22 protein-coding genes are annotated in these 24,545 nt (G+C 72.8%); 8 read left to right on the top strand and 14 right to left on the bottom strand.

Features of this window, described 5'->3' with window-relative positions; translation table 11 throughout:
• Positions 1-48: 48 nt before the first annotated feature.
• On the bottom strand, positions 49-1,638 hold the full coding sequence (gene hutH / locus AC1ROW_RS08960) for a histidine ammonia-lyase (RefSeq protein WP_493018532.1): 1,590 nt from the start codon (positions 1,636-1,638) through the stop codon (positions 49-51).
• 101 nt (positions 1,639-1,739) lie between these two features.
• Between hutH and AC1ROW_RS08955 the strand changes: the two genes are divergently transcribed.
• The gene (locus tag AC1ROW_RS08955) at positions 1,740-2,498 is read left to right on the top strand and encodes an IclR family transcriptional regulator (protein WP_493018531.1); all 759 of its coding nucleotides are present in this window, start codon (positions 1,740-1,742) and stop codon (positions 2,496-2,498) included.
• A gap of 19 nt (positions 2,499-2,517) precedes the next feature.
• Here the strand turns inward: AC1ROW_RS08955 and AC1ROW_RS08950 are convergent, their stop codons facing one another.
• Positions 2,518-3,642: a S1C family serine protease gene (locus AC1ROW_RS08950; protein WP_493018530.1), complete on the bottom strand. Its 1,125-nt coding sequence runs from the start codon at positions 3,640-3,642 to the stop codon at positions 2,518-2,520.
• Positions 3,643-3,738: 96 nt separating this feature from the next.
• On the opposite strand from AC1ROW_RS08950, the gene AC1ROW_RS08945 reads away from it, so the two are divergent.
• Positions 3,739-4,122, top strand: coding sequence for a phage holin family protein (locus tag AC1ROW_RS08945; RefSeq protein ID WP_493018529.1), 384 nt, complete (start codon positions 3,739-3,741; stop codon positions 4,120-4,122).
• Here the strand turns inward: AC1ROW_RS08945 and AC1ROW_RS08940 are convergent.
• The 3 genes from AC1ROW_RS08940 to AC1ROW_RS08930 form a co-directional block, all read right to left on the bottom strand.
• Positions 4,119-4,580 carry a GNAT family N-acetyltransferase gene (locus tag AC1ROW_RS08940; RefSeq protein WP_493018528.1) on the bottom strand — a complete coding sequence of 154 codons (462 nt, stop codon included), beginning with the start codon at positions 4,578-4,580 and terminating at the stop codon, positions 4,119-4,121. The two genes, AC1ROW_RS08945 and AC1ROW_RS08940, sit on opposite strands and share 4 nt — an antisense overlap.
• A gap of 109 nt (positions 4,581-4,689) precedes the next feature.
• Positions 4,690-5,142, bottom strand: a complete 453-nt coding sequence (locus AC1ROW_RS08935; protein WP_493018527.1) for an SRPBCC family protein — start codon at positions 5,140-5,142, stop codon at positions 4,690-4,692.
• Positions 5,142-6,668, bottom strand: a complete 1,527-nt coding sequence (locus AC1ROW_RS08930) for a phytoene desaturase family protein (protein ID WP_493018526.1) — start codon at positions 6,666-6,668, stop codon at positions 5,142-5,144. Before AC1ROW_RS08930 ends, AC1ROW_RS08935 begins: the two co-directional genes overlap by 1 nt.
• 277 nt (positions 6,669-6,945) lie before the next feature.
• On the opposite strand from AC1ROW_RS08930, the gene AC1ROW_RS08925 reads away from it, so the two are divergent.
• A complete protein-coding gene (locus AC1ROW_RS08925; protein WP_493018525.1) occupies positions 6,946-8,973 on the top strand; it encodes a DEAD/DEAH box helicase in 2,028 nt (675 codons plus the stop codon).
• Positions 8,974-9,023: 50 nt separating this feature from the next.
• Here AC1ROW_RS08925 and AC1ROW_RS08920 read toward each other — a convergent pair whose 3' ends face one another.
• Positions 9,024-9,932 carry an aminoglycoside phosphotransferase family protein gene (locus AC1ROW_RS08920; RefSeq protein WP_493018524.1) on the bottom strand — a complete coding sequence of 303 codons (909 nt, stop codon included), beginning with the start codon at positions 9,930-9,932 and terminating at the stop codon, positions 9,024-9,026.
• A gap of 167 nt (positions 9,933-10,099) precedes the next feature.
• Here AC1ROW_RS08920 and AC1ROW_RS08915 point away from each other — a divergent pair, with 167 nt between their 5' ends.
• Positions 10,100-11,470, top strand: a complete 1,371-nt coding sequence (locus AC1ROW_RS08915) for a pyridoxal phosphate-dependent decarboxylase family protein (protein ID WP_493018523.1) — start codon at positions 10,100-10,102, stop codon at positions 11,468-11,470.
• Positions 11,471-11,532: 62 nt separating this feature from the next.
• Here AC1ROW_RS08915 and AC1ROW_RS08910 read toward each other — a convergent pair whose 3' ends face one another.
• The 3 genes from AC1ROW_RS08910 to AC1ROW_RS08900 all read right to left on the bottom strand — a co-directional run bounded on the left by AC1ROW_RS08910 (position 11,533) and on the right by AC1ROW_RS08900 (position 12,521).
• Positions 11,533-11,784, bottom strand: a complete 252-nt coding sequence (locus AC1ROW_RS08910) for a DUF6458 family protein (RefSeq protein ID WP_493018522.1) — start codon at positions 11,782-11,784, stop codon at positions 11,533-11,535.
• A 10-nt stretch (positions 11,785-11,794) separates the two neighbouring features.
• Positions 11,795-11,959, bottom strand: a complete 165-nt coding sequence (locus AC1ROW_RS08905; protein WP_185276055.1) for a hypothetical protein — start codon at positions 11,957-11,959, stop codon at positions 11,795-11,797.
• A 70-nt stretch (positions 11,960-12,029) separates the two neighbouring features.
• Complete coding sequence (locus AC1ROW_RS08900) at positions 12,030-12,521, bottom strand: MarR family winged helix-turn-helix transcriptional regulator (protein ID WP_493018521.1); 492 nt, start codon at positions 12,519-12,521, stop codon at positions 12,030-12,032.
• Positions 12,522-12,618: 97 nt separating this feature from the next.
• On the opposite strand from AC1ROW_RS08900, the gene AC1ROW_RS08895 reads away from it, so the two are divergent.
• Entirely contained in the window at positions 12,619-13,935 is a 1,317-nt protein-coding gene (locus AC1ROW_RS08895) for a serine/threonine-protein kinase (RefSeq protein ID WP_493018520.1), read from the top strand.
• Between the two features lie 33 nt (positions 13,936-13,968).
• Here AC1ROW_RS08895 and AC1ROW_RS08890 read toward each other — a convergent pair whose 3' ends face one another.
• Positions 13,969-15,282, bottom strand: coding sequence for a UDP-glucose dehydrogenase family protein (locus AC1ROW_RS08890; protein WP_493018519.1), 1,314 nt, complete (start codon positions 15,280-15,282; stop codon positions 13,969-13,971).
• A gap of 602 nt (positions 15,283-15,884) precedes the next feature.
• Between AC1ROW_RS08890 and AC1ROW_RS08885 the strand changes: the two genes are divergently transcribed.
• On the top strand, positions 15,885-18,536 hold the full coding sequence (locus AC1ROW_RS08885; protein WP_493018518.1) for a helix-turn-helix transcriptional regulator: 2,652 nt from the start codon (positions 15,885-15,887) through the stop codon (positions 18,534-18,536).
• Positions 18,537-18,551: 15 nt separating this feature from the next.
• Here AC1ROW_RS08885 and AC1ROW_RS08880 read toward each other — a convergent pair whose 3' ends face one another.
• Complete coding sequence (locus tag AC1ROW_RS08880) at positions 18,552-19,037, bottom strand: MarR family winged helix-turn-helix transcriptional regulator (protein ID WP_493018517.1); 486 nt, start codon at positions 19,035-19,037, stop codon at positions 18,552-18,554.
• Positions 19,038-19,044: 7 nt separating this feature from the next.
• Positions 19,045-20,481 carry an argininosuccinate synthase gene (gene argG / locus AC1ROW_RS08875; protein ID WP_493018516.1) on the bottom strand — a complete coding sequence of 479 codons (1,437 nt, stop codon included), beginning with the start codon at positions 20,479-20,481 and terminating at the stop codon, positions 19,045-19,047.
• 80 nt (positions 20,482-20,561) lie between these two features.
• On the opposite strand from argG, the gene AC1ROW_RS08870 reads away from it, so the two are divergent.
• On the top strand, positions 20,562-21,023 hold the full coding sequence (locus AC1ROW_RS08870) for an NAD(P)-dependent oxidoreductase (protein ID WP_493018515.1): 462 nt from the start codon (positions 20,562-20,564) through the stop codon (positions 21,021-21,023).
• A 71-nt stretch (positions 21,024-21,094) separates the two neighbouring features.
• On the opposite strand, the gene AC1ROW_RS08865 is transcribed toward AC1ROW_RS08870, so the two are convergent.
• Both AC1ROW_RS08865 and AC1ROW_RS08860 read right to left on the bottom strand, forming a co-directional pair.
• On the bottom strand, positions 21,095-22,798 hold the full coding sequence (locus tag AC1ROW_RS08865) for an amidase (RefSeq protein WP_493018514.1): 1,704 nt from the start codon (positions 22,796-22,798) through the stop codon (positions 21,095-21,097).
• On the bottom strand, positions 22,795-23,844 hold the full coding sequence (locus AC1ROW_RS08860) for an agmatine deiminase family protein (protein WP_493018513.1): 1,050 nt from the start codon (positions 23,842-23,844) through the stop codon (positions 22,795-22,797). The genes AC1ROW_RS08865 and AC1ROW_RS08860 overlap by 4 nt, the downstream gene beginning before the upstream one ends.
• 58 nt (positions 23,845-23,902) lie before the next feature.
• Between AC1ROW_RS08860 and AC1ROW_RS08855 the strand changes: the two genes are divergently transcribed.
• Complete coding sequence (locus AC1ROW_RS08855) at positions 23,903-24,511, top strand: TetR/AcrR family transcriptional regulator (RefSeq protein ID WP_493018512.1); 609 nt, start codon at positions 23,903-23,905, stop codon at positions 24,509-24,511.
• Positions 24,512-24,545: the final 34 nt, after the last annotated feature.

Genomic DNA, 24,545 nt, shown 5'->3' with positions numbered 1-24,545 from the left:
TGCGCACTCGGCGGAAAATGGCTGATTTTCCGCGTACTCGGCGGTTTGCTAGTGGAGGGGGGTGGTGGTGCGGGCGGCGGAGGCGGCGGCGCCGGAGGCGACGAAGGCGACGGCGGCCTCGATCTCGGGAGACAGGTGGCGGTCGGGGCCGGGACCGGGGACGGTGGCGCGCAGCGCCGACGTGACCGCTCCGGTCGCCGGGCCCTGGCGCAGCGGGGCCCGCAGGTCGGCGCCGCGGGCTGCGGTCATGAGCTCGATCGCGAGCACCCGGGTCAGACCGTCGATCGCGCGGCGCAGCTTGCGGGCGGCGGCCCAGCCCATCGACACATGGTCCTCCTGCATCGCGGACGACGGGATGCTGTCCGCCGACGCGGGCGCAGCGAGACGCTTGAGCTCCGACACGATCCCGGCCGCGGTGTACTGCGCGATCATCAGCCCGGAGTCGACGCCGACCTCGTGCGCGAGGAACGGCGGCAGCCCCTGGTTGCGCGCCGGGTCGAGGAAGCGGTCGGTCCGCCGCTCCGACATGCTCGCGACGTCGGCGACGACGATCGCGAGGAAGTCGAGCACGTACGCGACCGGCGCGCCGTGGAAGTTGCCGTTCGACTCCACGCGTCCGTCCGGGGTGAGCACCGGGTTGTCGATGGCCGAGGCGAGCTCGCGCTCGGCGATCATCGTGGCGTGGGCGACCGTGTCGCGGGCGCCGCCGTTCACCTGCGGCGAGCAGCGCAGCGAGTAGGCGTCCTGCACGCGCGTGCACTCCGGGCCCTTGTGGCTGGCCACGAGCGGGGAGTCCGCCAGCAGCGCGCGCAGGTTCGCGGCGGAGACGGCCTGGCCGGCCTGCGGACGCAGCTCCTGGAGGTCGGCCGCGAACACCGCGTCGGTGCCGAGCAGCGCCTCCACGCTCATCGCCGCGGTGATGTCGGCCGTTGTGAGCAGACCGCCGAGGTCGTGCAGGGCGAGGGCCAGCATCCCGAGCATCCCATCGGTGCCGTTGATGAGCGCGAGGCCCTCCTTCTCGGCGAGGACGACGGGCTCGATGCCGGCCGCCGCAAGGGCGTCGGAGGCGTCCACGAGCCGTCCGTCGACGCGCACCTGGCCTTCGCCCATCGCGGCGAGGGCGCAGTGCGCGAGCGGCGCGAGGTCGCCCGAGCAGCCGAGCGACCCGTACTCGCGGACGAGCGGCGTGATGCCCGCGTTGAGCAGCGCGGCGTAGGTCTCGACCGTGCGGCGCTGAGCGCCGGTGCGGCCGGTCATCAGGGTGGCCAGGCGCAGCAGCATGAGGGCGCGGACGACCTCCCGCTCGACCTCCGGGCCGGACCCCGCCGCGTGCGACCGGACGAGGGAGGCCTGCAGCTGCGCGCGGCGCTCGGCGGGAATGAAGGTGGTCGCCAGTGCGCCGAAGCCGGTGGAGATCCCGTAGTGCGGCTCGACGTCGTCGGCGAGCGCCTCGACGATCGCGCGCGACGCCTCGACGGCTTCGAGGGCCGCGTGATCAAGTCGGACGGGTGCGTCGTGGCGGGCCACCGCGACGACCTCGGCGATGGTGAGCGGGCGGCCACCGACGGTGACGGGCGCGGCCTCGGCGTCGTCGCGTGAGGTGGTTGCGGAGGTGGAACCGGTGGTGAAGGCGGACATGCTCCGATCATGCGCCGGAGGCGCTCCGGCACGCCCGGGGTTTAGGCTCATCAGTGTCCGGGATACCAGACAAGGTGGTCGACCGACAGGGAGGAGCCTCGATGAGCAAGGTCCCCGCGGCGGAGAACACCCTGCGCGTTCTCGCCTACCTCGCCACGCAGCGCGGTCCGGTCCCGGCCGCCGGAATCGCCGCCTCCCTCGGCCTCCCGCGGTCGACGGTGTACCACCTGCTGACCGTGCTGACCGAGCACGGCTTCGTCCTGCACTTCCCCGAGGCGCGCCGGTACGGGCTCGGCGTCGCCGCCTACGAGCTGTCGAGCGGGTTCTCTCGACAGCAGCCGCTGAGCCGGCTCGGGCGGCCCATCGTCGCCGCGCTCGTCGACGCGATCGGCGAGTCCGGTCACGTCGCGGTGCTGCACGGCCGGGACGTCGTCTACATCGTGGAGGAGCGGGCTCCCCGGAGGCCGCGGCTCGTCACCGACGTGGGTGTCCGGCTGCCCGCTCACCTGACGGCGAGCGGCCGCGCCCTGCTCGCCTCCCTCCCGGCCGGGCAGCTCCGTGCGCTGTACCCGGACGCCGACGCCTTCGAGGACCGCACCGGCGCCGGCCCGCACTCGTACGCCGAGCTGCGCCGGCTCGTCGCCGAGGCCCGCGAGCGCGGCTACGCGACCGAGGACGGCGATGTGACGCCCGGCTTCGCGTCCGTCGCCGTGTCGGTGCGCGACCACGCCGGGTGGCCCGCTGCCGGGATCGCCGTGACCTTTCCGCGCGAGAACGTGCCGCCCGCCGAGTGGGACGCGCTCGCCGCCCGGATTCGCGACGCCGCGGCCGAGCTCTCCCGCCGCATCCGCGGCAGCTGACCCCGCGGACCCGTCGGCATCAGCGGAGGGTGACCGTCGTCGTGTGCGCGGCGCCGTCGCGGGTGTAGTCGACCTTCACTTCGTCGCCGGCCTTGCTCGTGACCTGGATCGCCGTGAGCACGTCGATGTCGGTCGCGGGGTTGCCGTTCACCGCGGTGATCACGTCCCCGACCCGGAGGCCGGCCTGCTGAGCGGGGCCGCCCGACACGATCGACTGCACGAACAGCCCGCCCTCCACACCGAACGCCGCGGCCGCGCCCGGCGGGATCGGCACCACGGTCAGGCCGGCGTCCGGATGCGTGACCTCGCCGTGCGCGATCAGCTCCTTCGCTATCGGCAGCGCCAGCGACTCCGGGACCGCGAACCCGATCCCCACGCTGCCGGTGCTCGCCTGCCCGCTGGAGCCGGGCACCGTGGCGATCGCCGTGTTGACGCCGACGAACCGGCCCGCGCAGTCGACCAGCGCACCTCCGGAGTTGCCGGGGTTGATCGACGCGTCGGTCTGGATGGCTCCGGCCAGGATGGCGTTCCTGTCGTCGTCGCTCGGCACCGGCACCGTCCGCCCGAGCGCGCTGACGATCCCGGCCGTCACGGTCGAGGAGAGGCCGAGCGGGGCACCGAGCGCGACGACCGGCTGACCCACCACGAGCGCCCCGGAGTCGCCGGTCGCGATGACCGGCAGCGGCTCGTCGGCCTTCACCTTGATGACGGCGAGGTCGGTCTTCGGGTCCCGGCCGGTGAGCTCGGCGGGGAGCTCGTGGCCGTCGCTGAAGCGCACCGCGAGCTTCGCGCCCGTCGCGGCGTCGGCGATCACGTGGTTGTTCGTGAGGATGTAGCCGTCCTCGGTGATGATCTCGCCGCTGCCGTTGCTCGACCCGCGGGCGCCCGTGACGCTGACCGTGACCACGCTCGGCAGCACCTCGTCGGCGACCCGCGCGGCGTCGCACGAGCCGCCGCGCCCGGCGGTGAGCGCGGCGAACGCGAAGCCGCCCGCGATCATCCCGCCGCCGATGAGGACGAGGGCGCAGCCCAGGACGAGCAGTGCGATCGTCCAGTTCCCCAGGGTCGACCCGCCCGGGCGGTTCGTGCGCGGGCGGTTCGTGCGCGCGCGGGTCGCGCGCGGGGTCGTCTTCTGCTCGGTCACGGTGCCCCCTCCTGGACGGTGGCGCCAGGCTAGCGGGACGGACAGCGCGGCAGAAGGGGTGTTCTCGCCCGCTCGGGAGGCCGCTAGCCTTCGGGCATGGTGCGATTCCTGATCCGAGCGGCGATCTTCGTGGTCACCGCGGCGCTCGGCCTGCTGGTGGCCTCCTGGGTTCTTCCGGGGTTCCACCTCGACTGGGAGGGTCTCCTGGTCGCGGTGCTGGTCTTCGCGGTGGCGCAGAGCATCCTGGCGCCTTTCATCTTCAATCTCGCCCGGAAGTACGCGTCCGCGCTGCTCGGCGGGATCGGGCTCGTGTCGACGCTCGTTGCGCTGCTGGTCGCGTCGCTGCTGCCCGGCGGCATCCGGGTGGACGATCTCCTGACCTGGATCCTCGCCGCCCTCGTGGTCTGGGTGGTGACGGCGCTCGGCGGCTGGCTGCTGCCGCTGATCTTCCTGAAGAAGAAGGTGGCGGCGCGGACCTAGAGCGCTTTCGCGTAGCAGACCGAGTGCGGGTCGCCCACGTAGTCGCCGAAGTTCGGGATGCGCGTGTAGCCGCGGCTCTCGTACAGCGCGATCGCCGCGTGCTGCAGCGGGCCGGTCTCGAGCTGCAGGGTGGCGACACCGGCTTGGGCGGCCTCGGCCTCCACCGCCTCGAGGAGGCCGCCGGCGAGGCCGCGTCCGCGCGCGTCCGGGTGGACGAACATCCGCTTGAGCTCGGCGCCGCCGTCGGGCTTGCGGACGAGCGCGGCCATCCCGAGCGCGGCGCCCTCCTCGTCGCGTCCGACGAACACGGTCACGCCGGGACGCTCCAGCTCGGAGACGTCGAGCAGGTAGCAGCTCTCGGCCGGGTAGAGCGAGAAGGTGAACTCGTCGCTCAGGCGCAGCAGCTCGGCGACGCCGGGGGAGCGGGCGGGCTCGGCGGACACGCGCGTGGTCGTCATGCGCCGATGGTAGCGACGCCAGATGTCGGAGAGGTTTCCGCGGTGGAGCTCAGGGGCAGCGCGGAGCGATGCCGCGACCCCAGCGCCGAGGGAGCCTGCGACCGAGGACCTAGTTCCGCGACTTCTGCCGGGCGATCCCGCGCGCCACCCACTCCAGCCGCCGCAGCGCTTCGCGGTTGCGGATCCACAGGATGGGGTCGGCGATCACGAGCGGGATCCGTGCGGCGACACCGGTGATCGCACGCTCCTCCATCCGCACTACGCAGCCGCTGCCGCGCGGCTGGACCTCGATGACGACCCGCTCAGTCCCGACCGGCCGGGTCTTCGCCTCGATCACGAACTTCCTCGGCGGGTCCCACTCCTCGACGGTCGTCTCGTCGTTGAGGACGAGCGGCCAGACGCCGACGGAGTGGTGGAGCCGGGAACCCGGTTCCGGGAAGTGCCCGTCCGCGCCGCGCAACCGCGACGCGCCGACCACCCAGGTCGGGAAGACCCACGGGTCGGCGAGGGCGCGGAAGACCTCTTCGGGTGTGCAGGCGAAACGGCGGGTGTTGACGGACATCAGGCGATCTCCTCATCGATGAAGCCGGTGGTCTGGTTGAAGCCGCTGGCCGGGGCGCCCGGCGCGGCGGCCGATCGCTCCGGTGCCAGCGACGGCATCCGGGTCACCCCGAACTCGTGCCGGAGGGCGCTGCGCGCCGCGTAGTAGCCGGCCAGCCCGTGCACGCCCGGCCCCGGCACGGCGGACGACGAGGCCAGGTAGAGCCCGCGGCCCGGCATCCGCCAGGGGTCGGGCGACAGCACCGGCCGCATGACGAGCTGGGACAGGTCGGGCATCCCGGAGGAGATGTCGCCGCCGATGTAGCTGGGGTTGTAGCCCTCCAGCTCGTGCGCGGTCCTCGTGGTCTGCGCGAGGATCAGGTCGCGGAAGCCGGGCGCGAAGCGCTCGAGCTGCGCGATCACGGCCTCGCTGCGGTCCGACGTGGAGCCGCGCGGGACGTGCGTGTACGCCCACAGCACGTGCTTCCCGGCCGGCGCACGCGTCGGATCGAACAGCGTCGGCTGGGAGACGAGCACGTAGGGGTCGTCGCTCTCGCGCCCCGCGGCCACCACGCGCTCGGAGCGGGCGATCGCACCGCGCTCGCCGCCGAGGTGGACGGTCGCGGTCTCCAGCAGCTCGGGGTTGGTCCACGGCACGGGTCCGGACAGCGCGAAGTCGATCTTGAAGACGCCGTTGCCGTCACGGAAGCGGGCGACCCGGCGCAGGTAGTCGGCGGGCAGCAGGTCCTCGCCGAGGCGCGCTGCGATTGCGACGTGGGTGTCGAAGAGGACGGCGCGCGCGTCGGGCAGTTCGCCGAGGGACTCGATCTCGGCACCGGTGACGACCTCCCCGCCGTGCGCGCGGATGTCCTCGACCATCGCGTCCGCGATCGCTTGCGAGCCGCCGACCGGGATGGGCCAGCCGCGCGCGTGCGCGTAGGTCGCGAGGGCCAGCCCGGCGGCCGACGCGGCCAGGCTCGGCAGCGGGAGCGTGGCGTGCGCGATCACGCCGGTGAGCAGGGCGCCCGGCTTCCGCGTGCGGAACGGCAGGTCCCACCACGGGCCGCCCTGCGACAGCGCGGCGAGGCCGAACCGCGCGGCGACGAGCGGGTCGCGCGGCACCTGGAGGAGCGACGACCCGGTGAACTGCGCCACCGCGTCCGCGTTCCGGGCGAGCGGGCCGAGGAGGGCGCGCCAGGCGGGGCCGTCGGGGCCGAGCGCGTCGGCGGTGCGCTCCAGGTCGCGGTAGGCGACCGCGACCTCTCCGCCGGGCAGCGGATGCCCGTAGGAGGCCGACGGGGTGATGAACGGCACCCGGTCCGCCAGCCCGAACTTGCGGAAGAATCCCGAGGCGAGCGCGAGCGGGTGCACCGCGGAGCAGATGTCGTGCCGGAAGCCCGGCAGCGTGATCTCCTCCGTCCGCACACCGCCGCCCGGCGTCGCGTTGCGTTCGTAGACGCGGACGCTCAGCCCCGCGCGGGCGAGGGTGACGGCGGCCGCGAGCCCGTTGGGGCCGGAACCGATGACGATCGCGTCGACGGAGGACATGCCCCATGTATACCCCGGCCGTCGTGGCCCGGGAGGGGGTTGCGGATCGGCAGCGTCCTCTCAGGCGGGATCCTGTATCGTTGGGAGGTCGGCTCTTGACACCGCGCCTTTTTGTCGCGCGGATGGGTTTGTCAGTCAAGTGGGCCGGTTCCGCAGCCAGTCGGTGAGCGGATTCATCACGATGTGAACGGCCCCGGGCGATGTCTGCTGGGGATAACTCCGGTGCGCTTCAGCGCGCCGCCGCGCATTTCTCGAGAACAACCCAGGAAGAACAACCATGCCCCCGTACAAGAAGAACGACCGACGACCCGCGCAGCAGCACGCGCCGAAGGGCGCGGGCAGCCGCAGCCCGAAGCACCGCGGCTACCGCGACGAGTCCGCAGAGACCGGCAAGAAGAACCGCTGGAGCGCCGAGGACCGCGCCGCCCGCGGCCGCGACACCTACGGCACCCGCGGCGACGCCCGGGGCGCCGAGCGCACCGGCCGTGGCGAGCGCCCGAACTGGGAGCCGCGCGGGAAGGACGCCCGCCGCACCGAGCGCGAGTGGGACGACCGCGCCCGCGCCGGCCGCCGCGAGGACGAGCGCCCGCGCCGGTTCGAGCGGGACGACCGCGCTCCGCGTCGCGAGTACGACGACCGCCCGCGCCGTCAGTTCGACCGCGACGACCGCGCGCCGCGTCGCGACTCCGCCGACCGTCCGCGCCGCTTCGACCGGGACGAGCGTCCCCGTCGCGACTTCGACCGGGACGACCGCGCGCCGCGCCGCGACAACGACGACCGTCCGCGCCGCTTCGACCGGGACGAGCGCCCGCGCCGCGACTTCGACCGCGACGACCGGGCCCCCCGCCGTGACCGGGACGACCGCCCGCGCCGCGACTTCGACCGCGCCGACCGCGCCCCGCGCCGCGAATTCGACGACCGTCCGCGCCGTCAGTTCGACCGGGACGACCGTCCCCGTCGCGACGACGCCGACCGCCCGCGCCGCAGCTTCGACCGCGACGACCGCTCCCCCCGCCGCGACTCCTCCTTCTATCCGTCGCGCGAGGAGAAGCAGTCGTTCGCCCCGCAGGAGGACGTCGTCCTCGAGCGTCTGGAGGCCGAGGCCATCCAGGCCGCGGACGTGGACGGCGTGACCTTCGCCGACCTGGGCCTCGGCGGCAACATCGTCCGCGCGCTGGCCGAGCTCGGCGCCGAGACGCCGTTCCCCATCCAGGCCGCCACCACCCCCGACGTGCTCGCGGGCAAGGACGTCCTCGGCCGCGGCCGCACCGGCTCCGGCAAGACGATCGCCTTCGCCGCCCCGATGGTCGAGCGTCTCATGCAGCTCTGGGCCGAGTCCGGCAAGTCCGGCGGCAAGCGCCAGCTCGGCCGCGCCCCGCGCGCGCTGATCCTCGCACCGACCCGCGAGCTCGCCCTCCAGATCGACCGCACCGTGCAGCCCATCGCCCGCAGCGTCGGCCTGTTCACCACGCAGATCTACGGCGGCGTCCCCCAGGGCCGCCAGGTCGGCGCGCTGCAGCGCGGCGTCGACATCGTGATCGGCACCCCCGGCCGCATCGAGGACCTCGTGGAGCAGGGCCGCCTCGACCTCAGCGAGGTCGTCATCAGCGTCCTGGACGAGGCCGACCACATGTGCGACCTGGGCTTCCTGGAGCCCGTGCAGCGCATCCTGCGGCGCACGTCTGACGGCGGTCAGAAGCTGCTCTTCTCCGCGACCCTCGACACCGGGGTGGCGCAGCTCGTGGACGAGTTCCTCGTGGAGCCGACCGTGCACGAGGTCGCCGGCGAGGACCAGGCGTCCTCGACCATCGACCACCGCGTGCTGGTCATCGAGCACCGCGACAAGCCGGCCATCATCGAGCAGCTCGCGGACCGCGACGGCAAGACGCTGATCTTCGCCCGCACCCGCGCGTTCGCCGAGATGCTGGCCGACCAGCTGGACGACGCCGGCATCCCCGCCGTCAGCCTGCACGGCGACCTCAACCAGTCGCGCCGCACGCGCAACCTGGCCCAGCTCACCAGCGGCCGGGTCAGCGTGCTGGTCGCGACCGACGTCGCCGCCCGCGGTATCCACGTGGACGACATCGACCTGGTCATCCAGGCCGACGCCCCGGACGAGTACAAGACCTACCTGCACCGCTCCGGCCGCACCGGCCGCGCCGGCAAGCAGGGCACGGTCGTGACGCTCATCCCGCGCCACCGCCAGCGCCGCATGAACGAGCTCCTGGAGCGCGCCGAGATCGAGGCCGACTTCGTGCCCGCCGCTCCCGGCGACGACGTCGTGCTGACCCTCTCGCAGGCGTAACCACCCGCCGAGTACGCCCGAAATCAGGCGAAAACCGCCGAGTACGCAGATTATCCGCGTACTCGGCGGTTTGCGTCAGGGGTTTCGGCGGCGAGTTGGTCGAGGGCGTGGCGGGCCAGGGAGGCCATGCGGGGGTTGTCGTCGGATGACGTCGCGAGCGCGCTCGCCATCGTGACCGCCCAGCCGCGTGCGCGGAGCCAGGTCGCGCGGTCTGGAGCGACGGGCAGCGCCGCCCGGAATTGCTCGCGCGCGTCGCCGTCGAAGGTCAACCAGGCGGTCGCCAGGTCGGTCGCCGGGTCGCCCGACGTGACGTCGCCGAAGTCGATGACCGCCGCGAGGCCGCCTTCCGGGGTGAGCAGCAGGTTCCCCGGGTGGAGGTCGCCGTGCAGCAGCAGCGGAGGCCCCTCCCAGGCCGGCGCTGCGAGCGCCTCCCTCCACGCCTGCTCCAGCGCCGCGACCTCCATGCGGCCGGACAGCGAGCGCAGCCGTGTCGCCACGACGTCGCGCCGGGACTGCAGCGGGACCCCGCGCACCGGGTTGGGCGGAGCCTCCGGCGCGGGCACCGCCAGCTCGCCGACGAACTCCGCCAGCGGCTCGGCGATCCCGGCCCGCCGGTCGGCGCCGATCGAAGCCCCGTCGACTCCGTCGATCCACTCGACGATGCTCCAGGGCCACGGGAAGAGCTCCGACGGCCGTCCGACGCGGACGGGCGCGGGGACCGTCGCGTGCACACGCGCCGCGATGCCGGGCAGCATCTGCTGCTCGTGCTCGATCAGGTGCGCGGCGACCTCCCGCCGCGGGATGCGGACCGCGTACGCCTCGCCCAGCCGGTAGAGCTGGTTGTCCCAGCCGTCCGACACCAGCCGCAGCGGCCCGGACAGGTCGGGATGCTGTGCGGCGACCAGGGCGGCGACGAGCTCGGCGTCGGTGGGGATGTCGGCAGGCGGGGTCAGCGGCACCGGAGCAGCCTAGCCGCCCGGGCGGACGCCACGCACCGCCCACGTCGGGCGACATCGCCGCTTCACCGCGCAAAGCCACCGCGTACCAGTATCCAAATGCGCAGCAAACCTGCGTACCGCCGCGAAATCGTGCTGAAGTCGTGTGCCAGCATTGGTGCGGAGGCCCCATGACTACCGACCCCGCCCGCATGCACAGCGTCACCGACGCCACCACCGAGCTCGTCGACCTCGTGCTCGACTACTCGCGCCGTCGCATCCTTGCGACGGACACGCCGCTCGACAAGCCGCTGCCCGAGTCCGAGCTGCGCCGGCTGGCCGGGCGCACCGTCTCCGAGAACGGCATGGGCGCCGAGCGCGCGCTCGCCGTCTTCGAGCACGTGCTGGCGCCCGCGTGCATCACGACGGACCACCCGCGTTACCTCTCCTTCATTCCGACCGCGCCCACGAAGGCGGCGACCGCGTTCGACCTCGTCGTGTCCGCGAGTGCCGTCTACGGCGGGTCCTGGCTGGAGGGCTCCGGCGCCGTGTACGCCGAGAACCAGGTGCTGTCGTGGCTGGCCGCCGAGTTCGGCCTCCCGTCGACCGCGGGCGGCGTCTTCGTGCAGGGCGGCACCCTCGGCAACCTCTCGGCGCTGGTGGCCGCCCGCGACCAGGCGCGGACCGAGCGCGGCAACCCGGCCGGGCGCTGGATCATCGTCTGCAGCGCCGAGGCGCACTCCTCCGTCGCCTCGGCCGCGCGCGTGATGGACGTGGAGGTCGTGACCGTCTCGCCCGGCGAGTCGGGCGTCCTCACCGGCGACGCGGTCCGCCCGGCCCTCGCCGAGCACGGCGCCGCCGTCTTCGCCGTGGTCGCGACCGCAGGATCCACCAACTTCGGCATCGTAGACGACATCGCGTCCATCGCCGCTCTGAAGGACGAGTTCGACTTCTGGCTGCACGTGGACGGCGCCTACGGCCTGGCGGGGATGCTCTCGCCGCTCGCCCGTCCCCGGTTCGCTGGCGTCGAGCGGGCCGACTCGCTCATCGTGGACCCGCACAAGTGGCTGTTCGCACCGTTCGACGCCTGCGCGCTGCTCTACCGCGACCCCGAGCAGGGCCGTCGCGCACACACCCAGCACGCCGAGTACCTCGACACGCTCACCGAGGCCACCGAATGGAGCCCGTCCGACTACGCCGCGCACCTGACCCGTCGCGCGCGCGGCCTGCCGTTCTGGTTCTCGCTGGCCTCCCACGGCGCCGCCGCCTACCGGGACGCCGTGACGGCCTCCCTGGAGCTCGCCCGCCGCATCGCGGACGAGATCGACCGCCGCGAGGGCTTCCACCTGGTGCGCCGGCCGCAGCTGTCTGTCGTGGTCTTCGAGCGCGAGGGCTGGACCAAGGAGGACTACGCCCTCTGGTCGGCACGACTCCTGGACGAGCAGCGCGCCTTCGTGACGCCGAGCTCGCACGCGGGCCGCACCAACACGCGGTTCGCGATCCTCAACCCGCTGACCACGTTCGAGGACCTCGTGGAGATCCTGGATTCGATGGAAGGCTGAGCCTCCGGACATGACGAAGCCCCCGCCGTTCGGCGGGGGCTTCGTCTTTCCGGGGGGTCCGATCAGACGATGTCGTCGTCGACGCCGCGTCGGGTGACGCGGTCGCCGGTCACGGGGTCCACGGTGGAGCGTGTCGTCGCGATGGTGCGGCGGCGACGGGTCAGCAGGATGATCCCGATGATGATGCCGACCACGCCGGCGACCATCAGGATGTAACCGACCAAGTGGAGATTGATCCAGTCGACCTGGATGTTGAGGGCGAACGCGAGGATCGCTCCGATCACGAACAGGACGATTCCGGTGCCCAGACTCATGGAGACCTCCCTATACGCGTCGGCTGCCGGTCAGCAGCCGCACAAGCCAGACGATCACCGCGAGAACCAGGAGGATGATGCCGACCCAGAGCAGGAAGTTCAAGGACGACACGAAGCCGCCGGTGAGCAGCAGGATGATCGCGATGATGGCGATGATGATGAGCAGGATGTTCATGGAGGGGTTGTCCTTTCCTTGACGCGCTCCACACAACAACTGTTTCGGTTGTCGAACAATCCCCTTGACGTCAGGACCTTTCCGGCCTATTCGCGTGTCGTTCCGCCCCGATCCCGTCCACCGTCCGCCGCATCTTCGTCAGGAAGCGGGTCACGGTGCGCGCCTCCTCCTCGCTCAGCTCGGCCGCCTGAGCGGCGATCTGCTCCTGCGCGACCTTGAGCGGACCGGTGTCGCCGAACGCCGCGCGCGTCGGGACGAGGTCCACCGACCGGCGGTCGGCGTCGTTCGTCCTGCGCTCGATGTATCCGCCGCGGACGAGCCGGTCGACCAGCGCGGTGGTCGAGGCGCTCGAGACGCCGACGTAGGCGCTGACGTCCTTGGCGGACGTCCGGCGCCCCTCCGCCGCGTTGTCGAGGATGAGGCGCAGCGCGAGGAAGTCGTTCTCGCCGATGCCCATGGCCGCGCCCGTGCGCCGCCGCATCGCGGTCTCGGCCGCGCGATAGACCTGGAGCGCCTCGAGCACGCCGGTGTCGGGCGGTGGCTCCTCGGAACGTTCGGTCACTCTTGTCACTCACCTCCTCCCTGTGCGTTCGCGCAACGGGAGGATGCGGGATTTTCGGCGGATTCACGGCATGCCCGGGAGCGCGTATGCTCGGGCGGTGCACCCCGATACCCGGCTTCTCCTCGATCGCTACGAACTGCGCGATCGACTCGGGCGCGGCGGGATGGGCACCGTCTACCGGGCCCTCGACCGCCAGCTGGAGCGTTTCGTCGCGGTCAAGGTTTTCGCGGCGGGGGAGGCGAGCGACGACGCCCGCCGGCGAGCGGAGGCCACCGCACTCGCCCGGGTCTCGCACCCGAACCTCGTCACACTGCTCGACGCGCACTTGTCGCCGGAGGGCGACCCGACCCCCAGCTTCCTGGTCCTGGAGATCGTCGACGGCGAGGACCTCCGGACACGGCTCGACCGGGGACCGGTGGCTCCGGTGGAGGCCGCTGCGATCGCCGTCGGCATCGCCGAGGCCCTGGTCGTGGTCCACGGCGCGGGGATGGTCCATCGCGACCTCAAGCCCGCGAACATCCTGCTCGGCGACTCCGGCGTGCCGGGCGGGATGCCGCACGTGAAGCTCGCCGACTTCGGGATCGCACACCTTCTCGGCACCGAACGGCTGACCACCGCGGGAACGATCATCGGCACGGCCGGCTATCTCAGCCCGGAGCAGGCGAGTGTCGCCGAGCCCGGGCCCGCGGCGGACATCTACGCGCTCGGCCTCGTGGTGCTGGAGGCCCTCACCGGCGTGACCGAGTACCCCGGGACCCCGCTGGAAGCCGTGACCGCGCGTCTCGCCCGCGACCCGCGCATCCCCGTGTCGCTGCCGGAGGACTGGCGCGGTCTGCTCGGCGCGATGACCGCACGGGACCCGAGCCTCCGCCCGACCGCGCTCGAGGTGGCGGTCATGGCCAGGGAGCTCGCTCCGCAGCTCGCCGGCTGGACGCTACCGGCACAGGATGCCCCGGGCGAGCTGGCGCCGACGGTGGCGATGCCCGCGACCGAGCTGGGCGGAGGCGCCCTCGCGGGCGCCACGCAGCCGTCACGCAGGTGGGCGTACCGAGGCATGGATCATGGTTCGCGGCGACGCCGGATCGTCGCGGGCGTCATTGCCGCTGGAAGCGTCTTCCTCGTCGCTCTGACGCTCACGCTCGGCAGCGCGCTCGCCCCCGCCTTCACGGAGCCGACCCCCGCTCGGACCGGCGGGACGACGCCCCGGCCGAGTCCGACGGTCACCGGCCCCGCGCAGACCGTCGCGCCCGTGTCGTCGCAGGCTCCTGCCCCCGCGCAGACCGCGGCCCCGGCGGCGCCCGCCGCACCGGCTCCGCCTGCTGCTCCTGCGCCCGCGAAGCCGAAACCGGCTCCCAACAAAGGCCCTGGAAACGACGGCGGCCCGGGCCACGGCGCTGGAAAGGGCGGCGGCTGATCGCACCGCCGGTGCGGTGCTCGCCTTCAGTGCCTAGCGTCGACCCAGCCCGCGGTACTCCCAGCCCGCGCCCACCCACGCTTGGGGATCGAGGACGTTCCTCGCGTCGATGATGCGACGGCCGGACACGCGGGTCGCCGTCGCCTCCGGGTCGAGTTCCGCGTACTCCCGCCATTCGGTGAGCAGGATCACGAGGTCCGCGCCCGTCAGCGCTTCGTCCGCGGACTCGACCGTCACCAGCTCTGGATCGCGGAGGCGGGCGTTGGGCGCCGCGTGCGGGTCCGCGGCCACCACGTCGGCTCCGGCGGCGCGCAGGGCGCTCGCGATCTCGAGTGCGGGGGAGTCCCGGACATCGTCCGAGTCGGGTTTGAACGCAAGACCCAGCACCGCGACCCGTCGGCCGGCCGGCGCGGAGCCGAGCAGCTCTTCGGCCAGTGCGACGACGCGGGCGCGGCGGCGCAGGTTGATCTTGTCGACCTCGTCGAGGAAGGCCACGGTCTCGCCCAGCCCGAGTTCGCCGGCGCGGGCCTGGAACGCGCGGATGTCCTTGGGCAGGCAGCCGCCGCCGAAGCCGACGCCGGCGTTGAGGAAGCGCCGCCCGATGCGGGCGTCGTGACCGATCGCGTCCGCGAGCTGGGTCACGTCCGCGCCGGTGGCCTCCGCGATCTCCGCCATCGCGTTGATGAAGGAGATCTTCGTGGCGAGGAACGCGTTCGCCGCGACCTTCACCAGCTCCGCGGTGGCCCAGTCGGTCAGCACCAGGGGAGTGCCGTCGCGGAGCGGCTTCTCGTACACCCGTGCGAGCGCCGTGGCGGCCGCGTCGTCGCGCGATCCGCCGGCGACCCCGAACACCAGCCGGTCGGGGGTCAGCGAGTCGGCCACCGCGTGGCCCTCCCGCAGGAACTCCGGGTTCCAGGCGAGCGTCACCCGCGGGTCGGCGCTCCGGACGCTCGCCGAAAGCCGCTCGACGGTGCCGACCGGAACCGTCGACTTGCCGACGACGATGTCGCCGTCCTTGGCGTGCGCGAGCACCTGGGCGAACGCGGCGTCCACGTAGGAGAGATCAGCGCCGGCGCCGCCCGAGACCTGCGGCGTCCCCACCGCGATGAAGTGGAGGTCCGCCGTGCTCAGAGCGGCGCGGTCGGTGCTGAACCGGAGCCGTCCACTGCTCAGCCCCGCCAGGAGGAGTTCCTGCAGGCCGGGCTCGAAGAACGGGGCCTCCCCCTGCGAGAGCTGCGCCACCTTTCGCGCGTCGACGTCGACGCCCACGACATCGTGACCCAGGTCGGCCATCGCGGCCGCGTGAACGGCCCCCAAGTAGCCGCAGCCGACAACGGAAAGTCTCACCTGGTCGTGCTCCTTGGAAGGCTGAGTGCGGTTCGGGGGCTGTGTGCGGATGGCCGGTGCAGGCGCCGCTCGATGTCAGGGGGCGGCGCCCGCACCTCGGTCGCCGCCGGAGGGGAATGGCAGCGGGCCTACGCGCCGACTCCCGAATCGGTCGCCGCGTTGAGTGAAATCCTGTGCTTCACGGTTGGCGATTGGCAAGCATTTTCCGCAGATTTCACCTGACCGACGCCTATATATCACCCGGGTTCCGGGCTTCCCGGACGGCGAGTCACCTGTCGCTTCAGCTGGGTGAAAATGACAGACACGGCGTGTGGCCTCTATAATGTTACTTTTAGATGCCAGGTGAATCACGAGATGAAGGAGCTGATGACTCCCGTGCGATCCTCCGCGAACCGGCCTTCCGCTCAGCGGTATTCGGTGCGAACCGCCTGCCAGCATCGCCTATGGCGCTCCGCGGGAGCGCCCACAGGGGACGAGGGGGCTTCATGACGATCCTGGGGGGAACCGATGGACAACACGAACATGAATTGGAACAGACCGCGCATCACGATCCGACGGGCAACCGGCTCGCTCTCAATCACACCGAGCCGAAGGAGTCAGGTATGACGATCACCACCACGACCGACGCGTCGTCCGGAGAAGGCCGCCTCGACGGCGCGACCACGCGGCTGCCGCGGCTCTCCCGCTACACGATCGACCGACCCGCGCTGGCCGCGCGCCTCGACAGCGCGCTGCGAGAGCAGGCCACCGTGGTGCGCGCACCGGCCGGCTACGGGAAGACCTCGCTCGTGCGCAAATGGCTCGAGAGCCAGGGCGGCGCCGCATCGGCGGCGGCCTGGATCGACCTCGACCTCGTGACCGGGGAGGTCAGGGGCTTCTGGGACGCCGTCCGCACCGAGTTCGACCCGCGCGAGACCGACGACCGCTGGGATACCGACCCGGTCGCCGCGGCCCAGGACATCATCGCCGGCCATCCCGGCACCGTCGTGCTCGTCCTCGACGGGTACGACCGCCGGTGGGACGGCCTCCTCTCCGCCGAGCTGGTCCAGGTGCTCCGCCGCACTCCGAACCTGCATCTCATGGTGCTCACGCGGGCGCTGACCTCCTTCGAGGCTCCCGGCCTGGCGGCCGTCCTCGACCTCGTGGTCGTGCAGAACGACGACCTGGCGTTCGACCGCGAGGAGCTCGACGACGTGGTGCGCGTGCTCGGCCTCGAGGTCGAGCGGCGCATCCTCGACCATGTCCACCGGCAGAGTCGCGGCTGGCCGTTGGCCGCCCGCGCGATGGTGCGGATCTTCGACGACCCGCGCTCCGCCCTCGCCGAGCCCGTCGCAGTGCGCGCCCTCGAAGACATCACCGCGACGGTGGTGGGCGAGCTGCTGGGCGCGGCCCCGGTCGGCGAATCCAGGCGCCTGGCTCTTCAGCGCGCGGCGGTCGCCCCCTACCTGTCGCCGCACATCGTGGAGCGCATCTCCGCCGACCACGCGGAGAGCGACGCCCTCGGTGCGGCCGAGGCCGCAGGCCTCGGCGTCTGGACGTACGCGCGCGGTCAGGGCCGGCTGGTCTTCGAGCTGCTCGACCCGGTGCGGGTCGCGCTGCGCTCGGAGCTGGACGCGGCCTCGCCGGGGGAGGGCGAGCGCCTCGCCGGCGAGCTCCTCGACGTGCTGGAGGCCAACGGCGACCCGGTCGCCGCGCTGCGGCAGGCGCTGCGGGCGAACGACCTGGCCGCGGCCGAGACGATCATCGCGCGCAACTGGACGTCCTCGTTCACGGAGGACGCCGCGGACTACCTCGAGGTGCTCGGCGGCGTCGAGCTCGGCGCGATCCGCTCGTCGGCCATCCTGCTCACGGTCACCGGTCTGCTCCGCGAGATCGCGGGACGCGACGCCGCGGGGGCGCTCGAGTACTACCACGCCGCCGCCGAGCCGCAGGCGCTGCGCGGGAGGCGGCTGGAGCCCGTGCGACAGTACTGGACCGACCTCGCCAGCATGATCGCCCTCCGAAAAGTGGGCAGGCTCGCGAACGCCGACGACTTCCTCGGCCCGCTGTCGTCGCCGGACCCCGCGGTCTCCGTGCCGCCGCTCGCCTGGCTCGAGATGGGCCTCACCCAGCTCCGGCTCGGCCGTGAGCTGGAGGCCGTGACGTCGTTCGAACGGGCTGCGATCAGCGTCTCCGACGACCCGGACCTGTACATCTTCGCGTCGGGGGCGGCGGCGCTCGCGCACGCCCTGCACGGCGAGCTCGACCGGGCGAAAGCCGTGGCCGAACGCCTCGGCGACCACAGGCACGGCGACCGGCCGCTCGCGCCACGGGCGTTCGCCCCGCTGACGATCGCCCAGCAGCTCATCGCGACCGAGCTGCACGCGTTCGCCGACGCCGGCGCCGACCCGGCCGGGGAGCACTCGTCGTGGTTGCCCAGCGCCGCCGTCGACGTCGGCGAGCTGCACAGCTACGCCGCCTTCGCGGCCGCGCTGCACGCGCTTGCGGCCGGGGAGCTGGAGGAGGCCCAGCATGTCATCGACGGCGAGCTGCTCAGCAAGGGCACGCACACGCCCAGCAACACCGAGAGCGCCCGCTTCGTCGCTCTGAGCGCCGACCTGCTCATGTCGCAGGGCAACCTGGTGGCCGCGCAGAAGCTCATCAAGGCCTTCCCGGACGGCACGAACGCGCTCCGGCCGGTCTCGGCGCGGCTGCTGCTGATGTTCCGCGAGTACCGGAGCGCCCAGCTGCTGGCCGAGACCGTCCTCGCGGAGAGCCCGGGGCCGCGGACCCGCGTGGAGATGCTGCTCGTCCAGGCGGAGGCGCTGTACCGGCTGAAGAGCGCGCGGGCGACGACGATCCGGCTGAACGCCCGCCAGCTCGCGGAGGCCAACGGCCTCCTCACGCCGTTCGTGCTGACGATCGAGGGTCAGGTGGCCCCGCTTCCGCCGGCCCCCACGGCGGGCTCGAGCGACATCGACGCGGCACTGTCGCGGATCACGCCGCTCTTCTCGGAGGCGGCGATGGCCGCGCAGCTCACCCAGCGGGAGCGGATCGTGCTCGACCGGCTCCAGTCGACTGCGAGTCTCGAGTACATCGCCCGCTCGCTGGTCGTCTCGATCAACACGGTGAAGACGCAGACCCGGAGCATCTACCGCAAGCTCGGCGCCAACTCGCGCGAGGAGGCGGTGCGTGTCGCGTACGACCTCGGGCTGCTGCGCCCGCGGCTGCCGATCGGGCGGAACCGCTACGAAGGCGACGACCGGATCGCCTGACCGGCCGACCCCGCGTCAGCGGGAGGGACGTGCGGGAGCCGCGCTGACGATCTGGATCAGCGCGGCCCTCAGCGCCTCCGGGTCGTCCACTTCGGGGAACACCTCGTCCTCCAGACCGCGTACGGCTTCGAAGGCGGCGTGACCGCGGTCGGTGATGGACACGATGTGCCTGCGGCGGTCGGCGGGATCGGGGAGCCGGACGACGAGACCCTCGCGCTCCAGCCGGTCCACCGTGCGCGACATGGTCTGCGCCTCCACCTGCGCGAACCGGGCCAGGTCGGTCTGCGAGTCGAAGCCCAGCTCGAGGAAGTGCAGCACGATGAGGCCGGCGTGCGTCAGGCCGCGCGCCTCCAGCGCCTCGTACCAGGCGCGCTCGACAGCCCGGGAGGCCGCGCCGAGCAGGCGGCCGAGCGGCCACTGGTCCGGCTCGTGCTCGCCCTGCTCCTGGTTGCGCGCCTGGTCGACCCCCGCAGGGTCGCTCGGCGTCGCCTCCCCGGCCATCGTGGTCTCAGTCGGTCCCGGCGTCGAACGCGGCGCCCTCGGAGGACGCGTCGATCTCCCGCGACAGCGCGTCGTCGGAGCCGCTCACGTCGAGCTCCAGGATCGAGCGGGCGCTGCCCTCCTCCAGCTCGCCGACGAGCTCGCCGGTCGGGCCGCCGATGAGGCCGGAGGCCGCGTACTGCTCGAGGCGGGAGCGCGAGTCCGCGATGTCGAGGTTGCGCATGGTGAGCTGGCCGATCCGGTCGGAGGGACCGAAGGCGGCGTTGCCGACGCGCTCCATCGAGAGCTTGTCGGGGTGGTAGCTGAGCGACGGACCCGTCGTGTCCAGGATCGTGTAGTCGTCGCCGCGGCGCAGGCGCAGGGTCACCTCGCCGGTGATCGCCGAGCCCACCCAGCGCTGCAGGGACTCCCGCAGCATGAGCGACTGCGGGTCGAGCCAGCGGCCCTCGTACATGAGTCGGCCGAGGCGGCGGCCCTCGTTGTGGTAGTTGGCGACGGTGTCCTCGTTGTGGATCGCGTTGAGCAGGCGCTCGTAGGCGATGTAGAGGAGCGCCATGCCCGGCGCCTCGTAGATGCCGCGGCTCTTGGCCTCGATGATGCGGTTCTCGATCTGGTCGGACGCGCCCAGGCCGTGGCGGCCGCCGATCGCGTTGGCCTCCAGCACGAGCGCGACCGGGTCGGTGAACTCCGCGCCGTTGAGGGCGACCGGGCGGCCGGCCTCGAAGCGGACGGTGACGGTCTCCGGAGCGACCTCGACGTCCTCACGCCAGGCGGCGACGCCCATGATCGGGTCCACGATGTCCAGCCCGGCGTCCAGCTCTTCGAGCCGCTTCGCCTCGTGGGTGGCGCCCCAGATGTTGGCGTCGGTGGAGTAGGCCTTCTCGGTGGCGTCGCGGTAGGGGAAACCGCGCGCCACGAGCCACTCGCTCATCTCCTTGCGGCCGCCGAGCTCCTCCACGAACGCGGCGTCCAGCCACGGCTTGTAGATGCGCAGGCGCGGGTTGGCGATGAGGCCGTAGCGGTAGAACCGCTCGATGTCGTTGCCCTTGTAGGTGGACCCGTCGCCCCAGATCTCGACATCGTCGTCCATCATGGCGCGCACGAGCATGACGCCGGTGACCGCGCGGCCGAGGGGCGTGGTGTTGAAGTAGGTCTTGCCGCCGGAGCGGATGTGGAAGGCGCCGCACTGCAACGCGATCAGGCCCTCCTCGACCAGCGCGCGCTTGGCGTCGACCAGCCGCGCGACCTCCGCGCCGTACTCCTTGGCGCGGCCGGGCACCTCGTCGATGTTCGGCTCGTCGTACTGGCCGATGTCCGCGGTGTAGGTGCAGGGGATCGCACCCTTCTCGCGCATCCACGCGACCGCACAGGAGGTGTCGAGACCCCCCGAGAACGCGATGCCGACTCGCTCACCGACCGGAAGACTGCTCAAGACTTTGGACACGCGTTCCAGCTTAGTGCGGGCTGGCGGATGCGACCGGCGGGCGTCTGGAGGCCGGCCGGGGTGTGCGGGATGCTTGCCGGATGAGGCTCACCATCTTCGGCGCCAGCGGGCGCACCGGCGCAGAGCTCATCCGGCAGGCGCTGGCCCGTGGCGACGAGGTGACGGTCGTCGTGCGGCGGCCGGCCGCATTCGACCCGCATGTGACGGTCCGCGTCGTCAGCGCCGCGCCCGTCGCGCCGCCGCCGCCCGACGACAGCTTTGTCAGCCGGCGCATTGCGATGCCGATCGTGGAGCGGGCGCTGCGGCCTGTGTGCGAGGACCTCCGCGCGATGGAGGCGGCGCTCGCCGCGTCGGACAGCGTCTGGACGGCGTTCCGGCCGCCGCGGCTGACGAACGGGAAGGCCAAGGGCCGCTACCGGGCCCGGATCGGCGCTAGCGTGCCGCGCGGGTTCCTGCTGACCCGGGCCGATCTCGCCACCGCGATGCTCAACGCCCTCGGCCGTCCCGAGACCGAGCGCGTCGCCGTCGGCGTCGCCGGCTGAGCGTCCGCCATTCGGCACGAATGTCGCCTCTGCGCGCGTCAGAAGCGACATTCGTGCCGAATGCGTGCGGCTCAGCCGAGGCGGGGCGTGCGCGGGGGCTCGGTTCGCCGCCGGCCGGTCGCCTCGAAGGCCGCCGCGAGCGACAGCAGCGCGGCATCGTCGTAGGCGCGGCCCGCGAAGGTCAGGCCGACCGGCATCCCGGTGTCGGCCATCGTGCCCATGGGGACCGTGACGGTCGGGATCCCGAGGTGCCTCGGCACGAGGTTGCCGTTGGCGACCCAGACGCCGTTGCGCCAGCCGAGGTCGGCGGAGGCCGGGTTCACGTCCATGTCGGCCGGTCCCACGTCCGCGACCGCAGGGAACACGACGGCGTCGACACCGAGGCCGGCCATCCACTCCTCCAGGTCGACGCGGCGGGTCTCTTCCAGCCCGCGCAGGCCGTCCGCCAGCTCCGGGATGCTCTCCAGCGTCGTGCCGGGATGCTCACGCACCCAGGCCGGGTACTCGGCGATGTCATCGTCGAAGCCCGTGTAGCGGTCCGGGAGGGCGCCCTCCGGCTGCGGGAAGATCCGGGCGCCGTCGGCATCGGCGAGCGTGTTCAGGGCCGGGTCGCCGTTGGCGGCGAGGAAGTCGTCCCAGCTCCACGCCGAGAGGTCGATGATCTCCCGGCGCAGGTAGGCGGGCGAGACCAGGCCGCGGGTGGCGATTGTCGGTGCGCCCGGCCGGTCGCCCTCGTAGTTGGAGACGACGGGGAAGTCGGTCTCGACCACCTCCGCGCCTGCCGCCTCCAGGTCGCGGCGGGCGGCCTCCCAGAGGGCGATGACCGAGTCGCGGGTGCGGATGCGCTGTCCGGTCGGGCCGCCGATGCCGACGTGCTCGCCGGTGCCGGCCTCCTCGTCACGGTTGATGTACATGCGGGGGACCGCGATGCGGCGGCCGGCCAGGTTCGCGCCCTCGGCCAGCGCGGGATACGACGCCGGCCGCAGCTCGGACGCCCGCGGGATCGGCACCCACGGCTGCGCGCGCCAGAAGTCGCCGCGCGTCTCGGCGTCGTCGGCGACGATGACGTCCAGGACCTCCAGGAGGTCGGCCATGGTGCGCGTGTGGGGCACGACGACGTCCATCGTCGGCACGAGCGGCCAGTTGCCGCGCACCGAGATGACCCCGCGCGACGGGGTGTAGGCGCAGAGCGCGTTGTTGGAGGCCGGGGCCCGGCCGGACGACCAGGTCTCCTCCCCGAGCCCGAACGCGGCGAAGCTCGCGGCGGTCGCGGTGCCGGACCCGTTGGAGGAGCCGGAGCCGAACGCGGCCGTGAGGTAGTCGCCGTTGTAGGGGCTCTCGGCGCGGCCGTAGACGCCGCGCTGCATCCCCCCGTTCGCCATCGGCGGCATGTTGGTCAGGCCGAGCAGGATGGCTCCGCCGGCGCGCAGCCGCTCGATGGTGAAGGCGTCGCGCTGGGCGACCAGGTGCTCGAACGCCGGGGAGCCGGCGGCGGCGGTGAGGCCGCGGGCGAGGTAACTGTCCTTGGCGGTGTACGGGATGCCGTCCAGCGGGCCGAGCGTCTCGCCGCGGGCACGACGCTCGTCGGCCGCGCGGGCCTCGGCGCGGGCGTCGGGGTTGCGGACGATCACGGCGTTCAGCCGGGGGCCGGCGGTGTCGTACGCGTCGATGCGGGCGAGGTAGGCGTCGACCAGCTCGGCGCTGGTGGTCTCGCCGGACTCCAGGGCGCGGCGGAGGTCGGCGATGCCGGCCTCCACGACGTCGAAGGCGGTCATGCTGCGTCCGCCTTCGTGGGCACCGCCGGCTGCTGCTGCGTGATGCAGTGGATGCCACCGCCGCGGGCGAAGATCGGGCGCGAGTCCACCATGCTGACCCGGCGGCCCGGGTACGCGGCCTCCAGGATCTCGGTCGCCGCCGCGTCCGCCGCCTCCTCGCCGAAGCCGCAGGCGATCACGCCGTCGTTGACGACGAGGTGGTTCACGTAGCTCCAGTCGACGAAGCCCTCCTCGTCGCGGAGGGTCGCCGGCGCCGGGAGGTCGATGATGTCCCAGGCGCGGCCGGCGGCGTCGGTCGTCCCGGCGAGGAACGCGCGCAGCTCGCGCGACACCTCGAAGTCGGGGTGCTCCGGGTTGCGCTGGGCGTGCAGGAGCAGGCGTCCGGGCGACGGGATGGTGGCGACGATGTCGACGTGCCCGTTCGTGCCGAAGTCGTCGTAGTCGCGGGTGAGGCCGCGGGGGAGCCAGACCGCGTGGGTGGCGCCGATCGTGCGGGCGAGCTCGGCCTCCACGCGGGCCTTGTCGGCGTACTTGTTGCGGCGCGGGTCGAGCTGCACGGTCTCGGTGAGCAGCACGGTGCCGTCGCCGTCGACGTGGATGCCGCCGCCCTCGTTCACGAGCACGGAGCTGACCAGCTCGGCGCCGGTGCGCTCGGCGACGAAGCGGGCGATCTCGGCCGACTTGCGCCACTCGGACCAGGCCGGGTCGCCCCAGCCGTTGAAGGTCCAGTCCACCGCGCCGAGCGCGCCGGGACGCTCGTCGTCCACGACGAAGGTCGGGCCGAAGTCGCGCATCCAGAACTCGTCGAGCGGCGCCTCCACCTGCTCGACGTGCGAGCCGAGCATGCGGGCGGCGCGCTCGCGCTCGGAGGGGTCGACCACCATCGTCACCGGCTCGAACTCGGCGACCGCGTGGGCGACTGCGGTCCAGGCGGCGTAGGCCTCCTCGGCGGAGGCGGCGTCGTCGCCGAGGGTGATGCCGGCGCGCGGGAAGGCCATCCAGGTGCGCTCGTGCGGTGCGGTCTCGGCGGGCATGCGCCAGGTCATCGTGAACCTCCGGGCTCTATTGATCGGATGATCAATAGATACCTATACTGGACCCACGATGTCAAGAGCAGCCCGCAAACCGCCCGCCGAGCGCCGCGCCGAACTGGCCGCCTCCGCCCGCGCACTCGCCCTGGACGAGGGCCTCGCGGCAGTGACGCTGCGCGCCGTCGCCGCCCGCGCGGGAGTGACGCCCGCCCTGGTCGCGCACTACCACGAGTCGATGGACGAGCTCGTGGCGGAGACCTTCACGAGCATCGTCGGCGCGGAGATCGCGGAGCTGCGCGCGCTGCTCGCCGCGTCCCCGACGCCGGCCGCCGGACTCGCGACGCTGCTGCGCACCCTCCTCGACGGCACGCGCGACGATGTCACCGTTGTGTGGGTGGAGGCCTGGGCGCTCGGCCGTCGCAACACCGTGCTGGGTGCTGCGGTGCGCGATCAGATGGACGCGTGGAGCGACGTCGTCGAGGGCGTGATCGCGGACGGCGTCGCGGCGGGGTCCTTCCGGGTGGACGACCCGCGCGCGGTCGCGTGGCAGCTGCTCGGAATGCTCGACGGGCTGAACGCGCAGGCGCTGGTCCGCTGGGGAGGCGCGGCCGACCGGGGGTCGCTGCTGGCGCAGGCGGTGGAAGGGATGCTGGGGGCGGAGCGCGGGGTGCTGGTGGGATAGCGCTTTTGCATGTACGGTGATTTGCCGTACACTG

It is taken from the genome of Leifsonia sp. GW821-FHT13C09 (assembly GCF_058806435.1).
This window is presented reverse-complemented; position numbering and strand designations above follow the sequence as displayed.

Coding starts and splice junctions, on each gene's coding strand:
- AC1ROW_RS08955 (WP_493018531.1), top strand. CDS start 1,740: ATGAGCAAGGTCCCCGCGGCGGAGAACACCCTGCGCGTTCTCGCCTAC.
- AC1ROW_RS08925 (WP_493018525.1), top strand. CDS start 6,946: ATGCCCCCGTACAAGAAGAACGACCGACGACCCGCGCAGCAGCACGCG.
- hutH (WP_493018532.1), bottom strand. CDS start 1,638: ATGTCCGCCTTCACCACCGGTTCCACCTCCGCAACCACCTCACGCGAC.
- AC1ROW_RS08930 (WP_493018526.1), bottom strand. CDS start 6,668: ATGTCCTCCGTCGACGCGATCGTCATCGGTTCCGGCCCCAACGGGCTC.
- AC1ROW_RS08935 (WP_493018527.1), bottom strand. CDS start 5,142: ATGTCCGTCAACACCCGCCGTTTCGCCTGCACACCCGAAGAGGTCTTC.
- AC1ROW_RS08910 (WP_493018522.1), bottom strand. CDS start 11,784: ATGAGTCTGGGCACCGGAATCGTCCTGTTCGTGATCGGAGCGATCCTC.
- AC1ROW_RS08945 (WP_493018529.1), top strand. CDS start 3,739: ATGGTGCGATTCCTGATCCGAGCGGCGATCTTCGTGGTCACCGCGGCG.
- AC1ROW_RS08860 (WP_493018513.1), bottom strand. CDS start 23,844: ATGACCTGGCGCATGCCCGCCGAGACCGCACCGCACGAGCGCACCTGG.
- AC1ROW_RS08865 (WP_493018514.1), bottom strand. CDS start 22,798: ATGACCGCCTTCGACGTCGTGGAGGCCGGCATCGCCGACCTCCGCCGC.
- AC1ROW_RS08915 (WP_493018523.1), top strand. CDS start 10,100: ATGACTACCGACCCCGCCCGCATGCACAGCGTCACCGACGCCACCACC.
- AC1ROW_RS08855 (WP_493018512.1), top strand. CDS start 23,903: ATGTCAAGAGCAGCCCGCAAACCGCCCGCCGAGCGCCGCGCCGAACTG.
- AC1ROW_RS08940 (WP_493018528.1), bottom strand. CDS start 4,580: ATGACGACCACGCGCGTGTCCGCCGAGCCCGCCCGCTCCCCCGGCGTC.
- AC1ROW_RS08885 (WP_493018518.1), top strand. CDS start 15,885: ATGACGATCACCACCACGACCGACGCGTCGTCCGGAGAAGGCCGCCTC.
- AC1ROW_RS08905 (WP_185276055.1), bottom strand. CDS start 11,959: ATGAACATCCTGCTCATCATCATCGCCATCATCGCGATCATCCTGCTG.
- AC1ROW_RS08880 (WP_493018517.1), bottom strand. CDS start 19,037: ATGGCCGGGGAGGCGACGCCGAGCGACCCTGCGGGGGTCGACCAGGCG.
- AC1ROW_RS08870 (WP_493018515.1), top strand. CDS start 20,562: ATGAGGCTCACCATCTTCGGCGCCAGCGGGCGCACCGGCGCAGAGCTC.